Annotated in this window: 12 protein-coding genes, 1 pseudogene and 1 riboswitch; of the genes and pseudogenes, 7 read left to right on the top strand and 6 right to left on the bottom strand. The window is 43.6% G+C overall.

What is annotated here, in order from left to right; all coding sequences use genetic code 11:
* The first annotated feature begins 215 nt into the window (after positions 1-215).
* The 4 genes and pseudogenes from IGJ05_RS01110 to efp all read left to right on the top strand — a co-directional run bounded on the left by IGJ05_RS01110 (position 216) and on the right by efp (position 5,121).
* Positions 216-2,513: pseudogene (locus tag IGJ05_RS01110) on the top strand (WxL domain-containing protein).
* Positions 2,514-2,874: 361 nt separating this feature from the next.
* Positions 2,875-3,444, top strand: coding sequence for a DUF2179 domain-containing protein (locus tag IGJ05_RS01115; RefSeq protein WP_005229664.1), 570 nt, complete (start codon positions 2,875-2,877; stop codon positions 3,442-3,444).
* 82 nt (positions 3,445-3,526) lie between these two features.
* On the top strand, positions 3,527-4,486 hold the full coding sequence (locus tag IGJ05_RS01120) for a cation diffusion facilitator family transporter (RefSeq protein WP_266166571.1): 960 nt from the start codon (positions 3,527-3,529) through the stop codon (positions 4,484-4,486).
* 74 nt (positions 4,487-4,560) lie between these two features.
* Positions 4,561-5,121: an elongation factor P gene (efp, locus tag IGJ05_RS01125; protein ID WP_005229668.1), complete on the top strand. Its 561-nt coding sequence runs from the start codon at positions 4,561-4,563 to the stop codon at positions 5,119-5,121.
* A gap of 59 nt (positions 5,122-5,180) precedes the next feature.
* Here efp and IGJ05_RS01130 read toward each other — a convergent pair whose 3' ends face one another.
* The gene (locus IGJ05_RS01130; RefSeq protein ID WP_121260985.1) at positions 5,181-6,392 is read right to left on the bottom strand and encodes a chloride channel protein; all 1,212 of its coding nucleotides are present in this window, start codon (positions 6,390-6,392) and stop codon (positions 5,181-5,183) included.
* Between the two features lie 91 nt (positions 6,393-6,483).
* Positions 6,484-6,556, bottom strand: a riboswitch (Fluoride riboswitch).
* A gap of 231 nt (positions 6,557-6,787) precedes the next feature.
* On the opposite strand from IGJ05_RS01130, the gene IGJ05_RS01135 reads away from it, so the two are divergent.
* Positions 6,788-7,480, top strand: coding sequence for a hypothetical protein (locus IGJ05_RS01135; RefSeq protein ID WP_266166574.1), 693 nt, complete (start codon positions 6,788-6,790; stop codon positions 7,478-7,480).
* Positions 7,481-7,565: 85 nt separating this feature from the next.
* Here the strand turns inward: IGJ05_RS01135 and IGJ05_RS01140 are convergent, their stop codons facing one another.
* Positions 7,566-7,844 (bottom strand): GIY-YIG nuclease family protein, encoded by a 279-nt coding sequence (locus IGJ05_RS01140; RefSeq protein WP_266166575.1) that lies wholly within the window; start codon positions 7,842-7,844, stop codon positions 7,566-7,568.
* Positions 7,834-8,568, bottom strand: a complete 735-nt coding sequence (locus IGJ05_RS01145) for a tRNA1(Val) (adenine(37)-N6)-methyltransferase (RefSeq protein WP_266166576.1) — start codon at positions 8,566-8,568, stop codon at positions 7,834-7,836. Before IGJ05_RS01145 ends, IGJ05_RS01140 begins: the two co-directional genes overlap by 11 nt.
* Before the next feature lie 137 nt (positions 8,569-8,705).
* Between IGJ05_RS01145 and IGJ05_RS01150 the strand changes: the two genes are divergently transcribed.
* Entirely contained in the window at positions 8,706-9,341 is a 636-nt protein-coding gene (locus IGJ05_RS01150) for a lysophospholipid acyltransferase family protein (protein WP_005229679.1), read from the top strand.
* Positions 9,342-9,394: 53 nt separating this feature from the next.
* Here the strand turns inward: IGJ05_RS01150 and IGJ05_RS01155 are convergent, their stop codons facing one another.
* From IGJ05_RS01155 to anmK, 3 genes are all read right to left on the bottom strand, one after another.
* Positions 9,395-10,486: a DUF871 domain-containing protein gene (locus IGJ05_RS01155; protein WP_266166577.1), complete on the bottom strand. Its 1,092-nt coding sequence runs from the start codon at positions 10,484-10,486 to the stop codon at positions 9,395-9,397.
* Positions 10,487-10,603: 117 nt separating this feature from the next.
* Positions 10,604-11,899, bottom strand: coding sequence for a PTS sugar transporter subunit IIC (locus tag IGJ05_RS01160; protein WP_016610823.1), 1,296 nt, complete (start codon positions 11,897-11,899; stop codon positions 10,604-10,606).
* Positions 11,900-11,920: 21 nt separating this feature from the next.
* Positions 11,921-13,081: an anhydro-N-acetylmuramic acid kinase AnmK gene (gene anmK, locus IGJ05_RS01165; protein WP_438724984.1), complete on the bottom strand. Its 1,161-nt coding sequence runs from the start codon at positions 13,079-13,081 to the stop codon at positions 11,921-11,923.
* 254 nt (positions 13,082-13,335) lie between these two features.
* Between anmK and IGJ05_RS01170 the strand changes: the two genes are divergently transcribed.
* On the top strand, positions 13,336-14,457 hold the full coding sequence (locus IGJ05_RS01170) for an exonuclease SbcCD subunit D (RefSeq protein ID WP_005229687.1): 1,122 nt from the start codon (positions 13,336-13,338) through the stop codon (positions 14,455-14,457).
* The last annotated feature ends 1 nt before the right edge of the window (position 14,458 follow it).

Consider the following 14,458-nt stretch of genomic DNA (forward strand, 5'->3'; position numbering starts at 1 on the left):
CGGACACACAAGAGGATGAGCGAACTGATTCGAGTGACTCCACTGATCAATTGGATCATTTGGATCAAGAGGATCAAGAAGATCAACTAGCAGAAGAGAAGGAAATAGAAAGCCAGCTTCCTGAGGCATCAGCATCTGATCCTGGCAATCTTTATCTTTTAGGCGACGACGTAAAAAAGAGAGGGGTTGCTAACTGGGTCGAATTTATGGCTGCAATGGTCGATCCGACGGTCAACTATATTTATTTGACAGCCAGTTTTCAAACGAACGATAATCCTCGTTTAGGCATTACGGGAATTGACGGCTGGAGCAGCAGCGTCAATCCTAACGGCGGATTAGCCTATGTTTATATCAATGCCTCGAGAGTTTCAAGAACGTTAATCATCGATGGCCTCGACAACTATCAGATGGATCTTAGAGCCGTAGCGATCTGTTTCCGCGATTCGAGTGTCAATCCTGATTCTCCATGGGACATTACTTTGCAAAATTTGGAACTCTATCATGGAAACTTTTGGGGGGCAATTGAATACCATGATTTGAACATGACAAATCAGCAGCGTTCAATCATTCGATACCACAATCTCAACCATACGGGCAATCAGTTGTTTTACGGGTTGCACTCTCGAGCCAGCTTTTCTGGACATTCGGTTTCACACCAAACGCCTAGATATACCTCAGACTTCAATGCTTCTTGGACGATTCACACAAATACTCAGGCGAATTTTGAAATCAACCAAATAGAGCTTCGTGAGGGAGCAAACGTCGAAATGTCGACGATCAGCTCAGGAAATCTTGATTTTTATAATACAAATGCGCGTCTCGTATTAGGGGATAATGCCCGACTATCATTAAATGCCAACGGTTCAGCTGGTGAAGCAGGCGGTGCTAATATTCGCTTTGTCGCTGGCAATGGACGCATTGAGTTAGGAAAAGGCGCGGAATTGGCACTAAATACACAAAACAACAGCCCAGCAGTCATCACATCAGGCTCGACCCATGATATTCGCTTAATGGAAAATAGTCGCTTGTCGGTTGCTGCTGCAAACCGAACGTTGTACAGTCATATTTTCTGGTTAAGTGCCAATACGCATGTCACCTTAGAAGACAGCAGCACCTTAGAGGTTGAAGCAACAAATCAAAATACAACCGCAAATATCTTCCACTTCTCTGGCACGACTGGCAATCTCAACGTAGGCAAAGATGCTACCTTAGATATTCGTTCGGACAGCCCACAAGCTGTCCAACGGCTACTTTTCTTTACCGGCGCCAACAATCCCGCAAGATTGACGATCGACGATGCCAAGCGTGTCAATTTGCAAAGAACCCGCCCCATAACGACCACCACAAATGGTCTAATTGAAGGGGGAGGAATCACTGCAAAGAATCAGGCGATTCGCCAGTGGCGGCATGGAAATACAGGAGAGACAGTTGATTTTCAGTGGCAACCGATTCTGTCCATGACTGCGGCGATTTCAGGAACCAATACCAATGTGACCAATGTATCTTCGCTGAATGAGGAAACAAGTCGAGGGTTTGCCGCGCAGTTTGCTTCTCGTTCGCAACGGCTATTGTTTGAGAACATACCAGACGTCACGGTGACCATCGATCCTTTGACAGAAGATAGAACCTTACCTAATGCCTATACGATTTCGGGAACCGCCAATCCTGGTAGCTACCTTCGATTCCAAAGAGAGGGACTGATGCCAGAACCGACGCTTGAAACGACAGTCGATAGTGCTGGCAATAGCACGTATTTTCACACCCAAGCGGATGAAAACGGGCATTATTTACTTGATCTATCTGATTTAGAACCTTTCCAGTATTTTACTCAAGGTGAGGTGGTCACCGCTCAGGCATTTCTTGATGGCAAATGGGCAGAAGCATCAACCACTGTGGAACCCATTGGTGACGTAGACCCAAAAGATCCCCTTGATCCTGATCAACCGATTCTACCTGAAAATCCACCCTTGATACCAGAAAATCGCGGGTTTATCAGTATAGACTTTGTTTCACAATTCGATTTTGGTACAGTACCGATTCGCTCGTCGACAAGCCGCTATCCGGCGCGTCCGCAACGAATTTCTTTAGTGGATGATCATGAATCAACCGAACGACCAAACTACATTCAGGTTTCCGATCGTCGATTTCTTCAAAAGGGCTGGACCTTGAGTGCCCGATTATCAGAGGAAGGGTTCGTTAGCACGGATGCGTTTAAGCACCACTTAAAAGGAGCGAGTGTGCATTTGACGAATATTGAAATGGTTACCTCTAGAGAAAATCCCTCTTAAGCACCAGACTACTTTGATGCAATCGAGCTGGGACCGCAGAACCAAGTGATTGCACGTGCCAATGAAAAGCAAGGGGCGGGAACTTGGATTCAACGCTATGGAAACGAGGATACCATGCAAAAAAGTGTCGAGCTGGAAATCCCTATTGGCGCGAGGCCGCAAGCAACAAGTTATCAAGGAACCATCCATTGGGAGCTGAGTTTCGTACCTGGTGCTGACGAATAACCCCTTGGAAAACAAGTAAGTATGTTCTGCAATCGTGAATATGATCGAACACTGTAAAAGTTGATCAGACAAAAAGAAGTCCATTTGCATTGGACTTCTTTTTTGTCTGAAACAAACGAGTAGTGGTTTACACTACTTTTCCCACTTTGGTAGATACGCTTTTCAATCAATAGAAGTGAGTGAAACCACAGGTAGTGTATCGATGAGCAAAATCATAACATGGTAGTCCTCAACAAAATCACCTAAGCACTGTGTCTTCTCCAGAATAAATTTTATTTAGCTATTTTAGTAATTAAATCCTGCTCAAATATTTTAATTTTCGCTTGCCTTTTGATATGCTAAGAACAAGGGGGAATCAAAGATGGAAGTTGATCTACAAATGCTGGCGATGATTTTCTTTATCAATCTCGCCTATGTCACATTGAACACACTGCGATTTTTATTGACAATGAAAGGGTATCGCGTGATTGCCCCATTAGTGAGTATGATCGAAATCACGATCTATATTTTAGGCTTATCTATGGTATTGGATCGTTTGGATAACCCGCTGAATCTCTTGTTCTATGCACTAGGCTATGCTGCAGGAGTCAGTATCGGGATCAAAATCGAAGATAAGCTGGCTCTGGGCTATACAATGGTCACAGTGATCCTACCTAGTAATACGGATGAAGAAAAGAGTTTGCCGAAGATTTTGCGACAAGAGGGTTATGGTGTGACACAAAGCTTTGGTGAAGGATTGGAAGGCCCGCGACTGATTTTAGAGATTCTTTCCCAAAGAAAAAGTGAGAAAAAGCTCTATCAAACGATCAAAGCGGTGGAAGAGCGAGCGTTTATCATCAGCTATGAACCCAAGTATATTTCGGGCGGTTTTTGGACCAAAAAAATCAGCCGTAGAGAGGCGAAGTTGAAAAAGCAAGCACCTGTTGATTGAGGAACTAGAGGCAGCTTGATCCATTCGTGAAGAATAGTTGCATAATAAGCAGGGAGTTTATTGATGAGAGGAAGCGTTAGGTGTGGAAAAGAAAGCAAATGGCATGATGGCGGTTATCGCTGCACTGATCTCAAACATTTTGGTAGCGATCAGTAAGTTTGTCGGTTATGCCTTGAGCGGTAGTGCGGCCATGCTGAATGAAAGCATTCATAGTGTCGTGGATTGCAGCAATCAGATCTTTTTATTGATCGGTGATAAACGGGCAACAAAGGGACAAAGTGAACTGCATCAGTTTGGTGAAGGTCGGGCGAAATATTTTTTCAGCACGATCGTTGCGATGATGCTCTTCTTTGGTGGGGGCGCATTAGGCGTGATGGAAGCAGTGGAAAAGCTGCTGCATCCCGCCCATGAAGTCGGCAATACTTGGTTAGTGATCGCTATCTTGATCTTCGGGATGATCGTTGAAGGAAGTTCGTTGTGGATCGCAATCAAGGAGATCCGCGAGCTAAACGTCGAACGTCAACCAATCTATCGTTTTTTGAAAGAAAGTCGGCATAGTGAGATTTTGATCATTTTCACAGAAGACTTTTGTGCGGTGATCGGTCTGATGATCGCACTGATCGGAACGGTTTTAACAATGATTACCGGGAACGCATTTTTTGATGCCTTCAGCGGCTTATTGATTGGTCTTTTATTGATGGTAGCAGCGATCTTCTTAGCCCGCGAATTTTACAGTCTACTGATTGGGGAAAGTGTTACTAAACTTGATTTAGCGGTGATCAAACAAGCGTTTGAACGTCCCGATGTTGATCGCTTGATCGATGTGAAAACAGTCCATTTAGGGCCAGCAGAAATTTTGATTGCAGCGAAAGTCGATATTGCCGCAAAACAAGAAGAGGTCGGCTATGAGATCATTAATGAGATCGAAGCCGAGATTCGACATCAAATGGCAGATAAAAAAGTCTATATTTATATTGAAACGGATGAGTACGATCCTCACTACATGGAGAAGCGGCGCAAACTTGTGCGACCTTCCCACTGATTTAGCTAGAATAAAGCTGTTTTTTTTGATACAATAGACAAGGATTATCACATAGTGAAGGAGATTTCAAAATTATGATCAATGCAAGTGACTTAAGAGCTGGAATGACGTTTGTTCAAGACGGCAAACTTATCAAAGTATTAGATGCCAGCCACCACAAACCAGGTAAAGGAAATACGGTTATGCGTATGAAATTACGTGACGTTCGGACTGGTTCTACTTACGATACAACCTTCCGTCCAGAAGAAAAATTTGAAAAAGCGCATATCGATACGAAAGCTGTACAATACCTATATACAATGGACGATACCGCATTCTTTATGGATCTGGAAACCTATGAACAATATGAAATTCCAGTTGAAGTGGTTGAAGAAGAAATGAAGTTCATTCTAGAAAACATGGAAGTAAAAATTCAATTCTTCGGCAGCGAAGTAATCGGCGTGCAATTACCTTCAAGTGTAATCTTGAAAGTTGTTGAAACACAGCCATCAATCAAAGGGGCAACTGTGACTGGTTCAGGAAAGCCAGCAACGATGGAAACGGGCTTAGTTGTCAATGTTCCTGACTTTGTTGAAGAAGGCGAAATGCTAGAAATCAATACAGCTGAAGGTACTTATTTAAAACGTGCAAAATAGCAAAAAAACCGCGACTTGTTCGCGGTTTTTTCTTTGCTCTTGTCGTGTTCAGAAGTGGCTCATTGTCCTTTTGCCGATCTTTTTTGTAAAGGATAGATACTATAAGGTTTACTGATAAAGTAGGCGACGGAGCAGACGATCACAAAGAAGGGTAGATTTTGAAAGCCAAAGACTTCTCCACCAATAAAGATCGGTGCAAATAAGGTGCTAGTGGCGCTGCCAAAAACACTGGCATAGCCTAGTGCTGCTACCAGTTCGATAGGCAGTCCGAACAGTGGCGCCAACACGACCCCCAAAGAAGAGCCAATCGCAAACAAAGGGGTGACTTCTCCACCCAAAAAACCAATGCTGATGGTTAATACGGTCAACACCAACTTAAGCAGCCAATCATAAGAATAGATCGGTTGCTTCGTGAAACTCGCGCTGATCAAATTTGTTCCTAAGCCTGAATAACGCCCTTGATACAACAAAACAAAAAGCAAGACTAACGCCAATGCGCCAATCCCAATACGCCACAGTGGATTCGGGAAGCGCCGCTTCATGATGCGTTTCATCGTTTCTAAACAGCCCGCAAAGCTGCCGCCAACCATACCAAAAATCAACCCAATCACAAGTAATTTCAGAAAAACAGGTATCGTCAAATCGACGGATTGAGGCAACATAAGACTAAATTTTTCTAAGCCTAACCATTGAGAAGTCGTACTAGCAGTGAAAGCAGCCAGCAAAGCAGGTAAGAGGGCATGATGACTAAATTTACCGATGACAAGCACTTCCAATGCAAAGAACGTTGCAGCGATGGGGGTTTCAAATAAACCAGCAAATCCCGCAGCCATCCCAATCATGATCAGGGTGCTGGCGTACTTTTCTAGTCGCACCCAATTTCCTAAACGATTGGCGATGGTGGCACCTAACTGAACCGCAACTCCTTCTCTGCCTGCGCTTCCTCCAAATAAATGCGTCAGCCAGGTTCCCACCATTACAAAAGGAATCAAACGCAGCGGAATATCTTTTTCTTCTTCCTGCCCGACTAAAAACACTAAGTTCATTCCTTGAGGACTCCGATCGCCATACTTTTGGAAAAGGTAAGTAAAGCAAATACCGATAATTGGTAAGAAGAGAATCAATGGCAAAAAATGACTTTCACGGAAGGCACTTAAGAACAGCAAAATTTTGCCAAAGAAAGTGTCAACAGCTCCAGCAAGCACCCCAATCACCAGACTGAGCAAACCTAATGCAGTCAGTTCAAAATACGTTGTTTCTTGTTTCTTCATTTCTATCACGATCCTTTAAAAAAGATAGGAATAATGCTCTTGCAACTATGACGAACGAGTGAAAATAAAAAATGACTACTACACACTAAAAAAAGTGGTAGAAGTCATTAGCAAACTTGCGGTTTCAGTAAGAACTGAGGGAGACATTCATTCCCTATTAGCATCAATATTATCTGATAAAACCCTCGTTTTGTCAATGGATGCTGGTCGTGAAAAGCAATCCAACGAATACTTATCTTTTATACATACTTATGGTAAAATTAATTTCATAAGAATTTACGTGTGAATTGAGCGTCGGAAGAGTCAATGGCAAGAAAAGGGATGAAAGGACGATCCTTCTACTGGTTGACCAAGGGAAAAACAGTAGGTAGTGAGGAATCGAAGGGGAAGAAAGAATGATTGCATTTATGACGATCGAAAAATGGCTGCAAAGTGAGCGTTTTTACTATGTGATCCTACCAATTCTCATGGTGGTTGGTCTGATCGCATTATTAGGGTTCCTGATGGTTCTGCTTTATCGAGAAAACCGTAACCCGAAAGTGACGCTATTGCTTGGCGGCATAGTCGTTGCGTGTCTGCTAGGCTTTTTTATTGGAGATCAAGTGTATGGTGAATTCAAAACGTATAATGCGCTGATCACACCGAATATCCGAGACCGCGAAAAAATGTTTTTAGGCTATAAATATTACGAATCTGATACTACAGCAGTTTATCAGCGCATCCAAAGCAATGAAGCGATTGAAACTTTAGGGATCTATCAAGCAGTATCAGTGGAACGGGCGATTGAATTTCTTGGATCTGCTCATAACTCCGTATATTTTAAAATGGGCGCCCAGGTTTACTATGCTCGCTATCAACCGACATTTGTGGAAGAGGAAACAACGGCTAAGCTGCAGGGGGTTCAATACCATTTGACTGATCCTTCCTTTGAAACGATCGGCTTCTATTCCGAAACCAACAACTATTTGACGGCAATTACGATTCCAAAGACTCAAGAAACCCTCGAATATCAATCCGTCGATTCTGTGATCCCGAAAGAATTTGGGAAAAGTCAAACCCAATGGGCGTTACCAAATAGGAATGAATAACCATAAAAGAAAACTACCTAAGTCACGAAAGAAAGCTCCTTCAAGCAGGAATCTTCCGTGCGCAGGTAGTTTTTTGTATGCTTGGTCAGATAACATTACTCTCGCTATGGCTGCTCAGGTAGTCCTCTTTCTTTTTGCGAGACAATTTTTTGAAGGCTGCTTCTGCTTGAGTGGCTTCACTGCGAGTGGAAAAGCTTTCCGCATGGATCATTTGTAATGGTCTGCGACTAGCAGGACGGGTATATTTTGCTCCGATCCCTTTGTTGTGCTCTAATAAGCGGCGGCTCAAATCAGTGGTATAACCACCGTAGAAGGATTGATCGTTGCAACGCATGACATAAAAATAATGATTCTCAGCAGCCATAGAGCATCGCCTTCACTTCGGGACTATAGGCACCCGTTTCATCATAGGTAATGAGAGGGGAATCAATTTTAAAGCCATCCGCCTTGCCATCCTTGATTCCTTCAATCAATAAAATATTGGCCTCTTTGCCTACTTTCGGATAGACGAAGCGGACGCGCTTTGGTGCGATTCGATGGGCGCGCATATGGTCCAAAATATCGAGAAAGCGATCCGGGCGATGAACCATCGCAAACCGTCCGTTCATTTTTAACGCTTTGCTAGCGGTTTGGATCACTTCATCTAAAGTTGTGGTGATCTCGTGCCGAGCGATCGCTAAATAGGGATTCGGGTTTTTGATCGCCGTCGGTACATTTTTAAAATAAGGGGGATTGCAGACCAATAGATCGACGGAATCAGGCTTGATTTTTTGAAAGAGGTTCTTCAAGTCCAAAGGATAGACCGTCAGCTGGTCTTGCAAGTCGTTTAATTCGATACTGCGCTGCGCCATATCCGCTAAGCGTTCTTGCAATTCGATTTGATAAATATGAGCGGTCGTTTTTTTGCTGATAAATAAACCGACTGCGCCATTCCCTGCACAAAGGTCAACGATTACGCCTCTTTTTGGCACTCTAGCGTAATTTGCTAATAACACAGCATCTAATGAAAAAGAAAAAACTTCGGAACTTTGAATGATCTTGATGTCATTGGCATACAATTGGTCGATGCGTTCGTTCGGTTGCAACATGAAGCATACTCCTGTTCTAAATTCATTTCAATGTATTATACTACGATTAAGAATAATGGGAAACGCTAAAAAATGCTTGTCATTTAAACCGTTTTTTTGCATACTTGAATAGGAGAGAAATAGAAAGGAAAATGAGTATGTTTTTTCGCTTTATGCGCGGTGTGGTTCGCGTAGTATTATTTTTGATCAACGGCAATGCTCGTTATCAAAACAAAGAGGTTTTACCTAAAAATGAAAACTACATTTTAGTGGCTCCTCACCGAACCTGGTGGGATCCATTGTACCTAGCAGTGGCTGCTCGACCAAAGAAATTTAGTTTTATGGCGAAAGAAGAGCTGTTCAAAAACCCGATTTTACGGTTCATTTTGATCCATGCCAATGCTTTTCCAGTTAAACGAGACAAACCGGGACCGAGCGCGGTAAAGACGCCAGTCAAAATTTTGAAGGAAACGGATCTTAGCTTGATCATGTTTCCAAGTGGTACGAGACACGCAACGGCTTTAAAAGGCGGCATGGCGTTGATCGCAAAAATGGCTAAGGTCAAGATCGTTCCCTCTGTTTATCAAGGACCGCTGACGTTAAAAGATCTTTTTAAACGCAAGCGAGTAACCGTCCGCTTTGGGGAGCCCATTGACATCAGTGACATCAAAAAGATGGACAAAGAGGGCTTGGCGGAAGTCGAACGGCGCATCCAGGGTGCATTTGACACACTGGATCAAGCGATTGATCCGTCATTTGTTTATCAAATCGATGAGTCCAAAAGAGAAGATTAATACCTAAGAAAAGCCGCTGATCCTTTTGTGATCAGCGGCTTTTTTCTAAAGAGTTAATCCAATAATTCGAAAGCAAATTTGGTCCACGGTTTTAAATATTCCAACAAAGGCAGCTCGTCATTTGAAATGGCGCCGACTTTGTTTTTCCGTGTGTCTTGGTGAGGGGTCAAAACGATCTGCAATTCGTTTTTGTATTGGCCAAAGGTATCATTGCCGATAACGATGTCCCCATAGGCAAAAGGTTCTTGGTTTGTATGAGGGAGGTTTTCGATGGGACGGTACTTCACCCGTGACTGTGTGGAACGAGCGACTAACGCATTACTGTCACCACGACGAAAATGATTGGTTTCGGCTAATATTCTCCGTTCGATTTCGCTGGCGTCTGCGTCTACGAGAACGCCAAAGGTCAGCTTGTAACGATCGATCGCCGCCAGAGCTTTCAGCTCTGCATCCGACGCATAAGCATTGCCGATAATCACGGTATCGATCAACCCAGAAGCAAAAAGCAGCTTCCCTTGCAGCGCCAATGGTAAATCTCGACAAGATTCTAAGGTCGGTAAGCCATCATTGACTTCCCAAGGGCCGATTTTGGCTGATTGACTAGTGATGAAGGCGGCTGTTTTCAACCCATATTTTTTAAAACGTTGGCTGCAGCTGCGGAAAAAAGCATCCGTTAAGCCTGTGCCTCGTTGGGGGTAAAAATTGTGGCAGCCATATAAAAAAGGTTCATTGGCTTGATAAGAAAGGATATTTTCTAAATAGTTCACATCATTACTCATATTCAATTCAATCGCCAAGCCAAATGGATTAAAGGTCAGCTGGGCTTCTTTACTGCCATCAAACCCTTGATCCAAGCGGATACCGTCCGCACCTAATTCTGCAAAGAAGCTAAGATCGTCATAAGAGATCGCCAGATCACTAAAAACAGCAGGCGAAATATCTAATATCGTTTCAAAGCCAAGGTTCTTGGCAAAGCCGATAATCGAAGAGAATTTTTTTCTGACGGTCTCTTTGCCTTCACTGACTTCTAGCATACTCATAAATAAGCGAGAGTAACCAAGGGCAGCAGCTTTTTTTAAATAGTCTTGATCCAGTAAAGGATCGCTATGGTCGGGGTAAATCGAAAGGCCAATTTCTCGTTTCAATGGTTTTCCTTCTTTCTAAAAAACCGCACGAAGCACCTCTTGGCATTGGAAAAAGCTGGTGAGGAAGGCTTCTTCTGTTTGTCTTGGTGGGTGCTTCGTACGACCTTTATTTACACATTATTGTACGACTGGTTGATTTTCTTTTTCCAATTCGTTTTTGTCATAGATTTTTACGAATGGGTAATAGATCAGGATCGATAAAAGAATCAAAAGAACATTCAGCACGATCGCACGCCAATCGCCGCCAGTCGCTAAGAAAGCGCCAATTGGTCCAGGCAATGTCCAAGGGGCATTGACCGTAACTGCATTGACTAAACCAGCTGAGGTAGCGACCCACGCAATGACGCCATTGATCAGTGGTGCAATTATGAAAGGTGGGATCAAGATTGGGTTCAAAACGATCGGTGTACCGAAAATCAGTGGTTCGTTGATGTTGAAAATAGCTGGAATCAAGGCTGTTTTTCCTAGTTTTGAACCGAATTCCGATTTGGTGCGAAACGCTAACAAGATAGCCAAACCAATCGTTGAACCAGCCCCACCGATCCAGATGAACCATTGATAAAATGGTTCGGCTGCGATATTGGGAATCATATCTCCTGAAGCAAGCGCAGTCGTATTTCCTTCCAATAACTGCAACCATAATGGACGAGCCAGTGAACCAACGATAGAAGCACCATGGATCCCGAATGACCAGAAGAAGGTCGTCAAGAAGGTGATCAAAAGCACACTTGGCAAGGTGTCTGCGGCACTGACTAAAGGATCAACGACTTTTGCCACGATCGTGTGCCAGTCAAAGCCGATATAGTAAGTGATCGCACCCATTCCTAAAATAATGACTAAGGTAGGGGTCAAGGCTTCGAAAGAACGAGCGACTGCAGGTGGGACTTGTTCTGGCATCGTGATTTTAAATTTCGATTTGTCCGTTAACCGATAGATTTCAACGGCAAGAATCGAGGTGATGATCGCCACGAACATACCAGCACTCCCTAAATTGGCCATTGGCAAGACAAAGCCGACCGTTCCAGCAGCATCCAAGGCTTCTGCTGGGATATTGACAGGGGTGAAGGTCAGTAAGAAGGCGGTCGTAGCTAGGATCCCGCCAGAAAGACCATCAAGCTTATAAGAGCGAGAAAGACTGTATCCGATCCCGAATGCCGCATACAAGCTCATAATGTACATCGTCATTCGATAAGGCAATAAGATCGTTGTGGCATTGCTAGACAAGAATTGATAGATGCCCCAACTTTGAGGCAGCGGTGGAAAGGCTAAAATCATAAAGAACGAACTGACGATGATCAATGGCAAGGTTGAAACGATCCCGTCACGAACCGCCCGCAAGTGACGCTGGCTGCCAAGTTTTTCCATCGGTCCTGCCAAATGGCGCTCGATGAATTGAGTGAATTTATCTAACATGGTTTATCCTCCTAAGGTGTTTTACATTTTTGCTTCCCATGGATTCGGAATGATTTTCCCTAAAATCACGCCTTGGGCTGCCCCGGTTGCTGCAGGGGCATTATTGACACGGCTGTGAAGGGTTTCATTTCCTAAGATGGCAAAAGCCACCGCTTCTTTGGCATCGTTGGAACCGCCAATGTCATCTTGTGTTCCAACGGCTGCTGATTCTGGTAAATAGCCTTGGATCAGTTCAATCAGCAGAGGATTGTGGGCACCGCCGCCCGAGAGAATCACTTCTAGATCGTTTGTTCCCAACTGAGGAAAAATGAACCGTTGGTAACTGTCAGCGATGGAAAAAGCGGTGAAATCGGTTAAAGTCCTCACCAAGTCTTCAGGTGCTGCTTCGGGATACTTGGTCAATAACTGCTGCACGAAATGTTTTCCAAAAAGCTCACGCCCGGTGCTTTTCGGCGGTTGCTGGGACAAATAAAAATGAGTTCTTAATTCCTTTTGCAAGGTGGGTATAATTGCTCCCGCACGGGCTGTTTCACCAAACGCATCATAAGGCTGGCCGAATAACTGAACCATTAATTCATCGATGACCATGTTTCCTGGACCTGTATCAAAGGCATACAGCTCGTTTAAGCTGCCACTTTTTGGTAGTACAGTAACATTGCCGATGCCGCCAATATTTTGCAGCAAACGATTTTTGCTGTCTGATTGATAGAGCAGATAATCTGTATAAGGAACAAGAGGGGCGCCTTGACCGCCAGCAGCCATATCCATCACTCGAAAATCGGCGACGACTTTCGTTTGTAAGCCATAAGCGATAATCGAAGGTTCGCCAATTTGCAAGGTGCTGTTTTTCGCTGGATCAGAATCGGGGGAGTGCCAGATCGTTTGTCCATGGCTGGCAACAAAATCAATGCTTTTTTCTTCAATACCAGCTTTTTGGCAGAGGATTTGACACGCTTTCAAAAATTGATATCCTAATTCAGTATTTAATTGGCAGATGAGGGGAACATTTGATTCCACCGGATCACAAGCAGTTTTTATTCGTTCCTTCAATTCTTCACCAATGGGTAGTGTGACCATTTCCATCAGCTGTACGTCTGTTTCGGTGCCGCAGCCATTGATTTTTACTAAAGCAGCGTCGATCCCATCCAAACTGGTTCCTGACATTAGTCCTATTGCAAGCATAGCGTTTCTCCTTTCTTTTAGAATAGTGATGAAAGCGATTGTTGAATTCGATTTCACACTCATTGTAAATGAAGTGTAATTATATTTCAAGATATAAATTTATAATTGAAAAAACATTTCAACATAATGATGTCAGGTGTTCGCTCTTTTTATCAAAAATGGGTGGTAAGTGAAATTTCGCTGGCAGAGAGATGTCTAACGATCAGGGAAAGTGGTATAATGGTTGGAAGGATATTTTTTAAGAAGGTGAAGAAATGCGCTTTATACATACAGCTGATTGGCACATCGGAAAAAAACTACATGGCTATGATCTGCTGGAGGACCAGCGAGCAATTATCGATCAAATCATTGCGATCGCTTTAGAAGAAAAAGCCGCTGCCATCGTCATTGCAGGTGATCTGTATGATCGTTCCGTTCCCGCTGTCGATGCGGTCAAATTATTGAATGAAAAAATCGCAGAAATCAATCTAACGAATGAACTGCCTTTATTGGCTATCTCAGGAAACCATGATAGCCCAACGCGGCTAGAAACTGGTAGTCAGTGGTTTCAGCAAACACGTTTTTATCTGTCCACCAGCATCGAACAAAGTTTACAACCGGTCGAGTTTGACGATACACAATTCTTTTTGCTGCCTTATTTTGAACCGATCGAGGCGCGCTTATTTTTTGACGAACCGTTAACGAAAATTTCAGATAGTGTCCAAAGAGTGATCGAGGAGATGACCAAGCACTTTGATTCGTCAAAAAAACAAGTGTTAGTGACCCATTTTTTTGTGGCGGGCGCTAGCCAAACGGATTCTGAAACGAAAATTCAAGTTGGCGGATTGGACAGCGTGCCGACCACAGCTTTTGCACCTTTTGATCGAGTCGTTTTGGGGCATTTACATGCCAATACCGCCCTGAAACATCCGAAAATCGGGTACAGTGGCTCTCCGCTGAAATTTTCCCTTTCTGAACGGACGAACCAAAAAGGGGTCTATCTTGTTGATACTGTAAAAGACACAAATGAATTTATTCCCCTGACACCAAAAAGGGATATCCAGCAACTGACAGCCTCCTTTGAGGAGTTGATCGATCCGGTTTTTTACCGTGAGCTGGATCGTGAGGCGTTTTGGCATTTTCTGCTGACGGATCGTGCTGTGATTCCAAATATGATGAATCAGTTGCGAAAGATCTATCCATTTATTTTGTCTGTCGAACGGTTGAATGGTCGAGAACAGACGAAAAAAAGACAGCTAACGACACGAGAAACCGACCCGCAGGCCTTGATCAGTCATTTTTTTCAAGAGATGACGGGAGATTCATTGCTCGATGCACAAACCAAGTGGATCGAACAAGGATTAAATGAAGCATTTGTCGTGGAAAAGAGGGAATAGT

Origin of the sequence: Enterococcus sp. AZ167 (genome assembly GCF_051714025.1) — a bacterium.
Lineage (GTDB): Bacteria > Bacillota > Bacilli > Lactobacillales > Enterococcaceae > Enterococcus_D > Enterococcus_D casseliflavus.

Bases quoted from the DNA above. Each gene is read 5' to 3' on its own strand.
- IGJ05_RS01115 (WP_005229664.1), top strand. From the start codon at position 2,875: ATGGAAGTTGATCTACAAATGCTGGCGATGATTTTCTTTATCAATCTC.
- efp (WP_005229668.1), top strand. From the start codon at position 4,561: ATGATCAATGCAAGTGACTTAAGAGCTGGAATGACGTTTGTTCAAGAC.
- IGJ05_RS01130 (WP_121260985.1), bottom strand. From the start codon at position 6,392: ATGAAGAAACAAGAAACAACGTATTTTGAACTGACTGCATTAGGTTTG.
- IGJ05_RS01135 (WP_266166574.1), top strand. From the start codon at position 6,788: ATGATTGCATTTATGACGATCGAAAAATGGCTGCAAAGTGAGCGTTTT.
- IGJ05_RS01140 (WP_266166575.1), bottom strand. From the start codon at position 7,844: ATGGCTGCTGAGAATCATTATTTTTATGTCATGCGTTGCAACGATCAA.
- IGJ05_RS01145 (WP_266166576.1), bottom strand. From the start codon at position 8,568: ATGTTGCAACCGAACGAACGCATCGACCAATTGTATGCCAATGACATC.
- IGJ05_RS01150 (WP_005229679.1), top strand. From the start codon at position 8,706: ATGTTTTTTCGCTTTATGCGCGGTGTGGTTCGCGTAGTATTATTTTTG.
- IGJ05_RS01160 (WP_016610823.1), bottom strand. From the start codon at position 11,899: ATGTTAGATAAATTCACTCAATTCATCGAGCGCCATTTGGCAGGACCG.
- anmK (WP_438724984.1), bottom strand. From the start codon at position 13,081: ATGCTTGCAATAGGACTAATGTCAGGAACCAGTTTGGATGGGATCGAC.
- IGJ05_RS01170 (WP_005229687.1), top strand. From the start codon at position 13,336: ATGCGCTTTATACATACAGCTGATTGGCACATCGGAAAAAAACTACAT.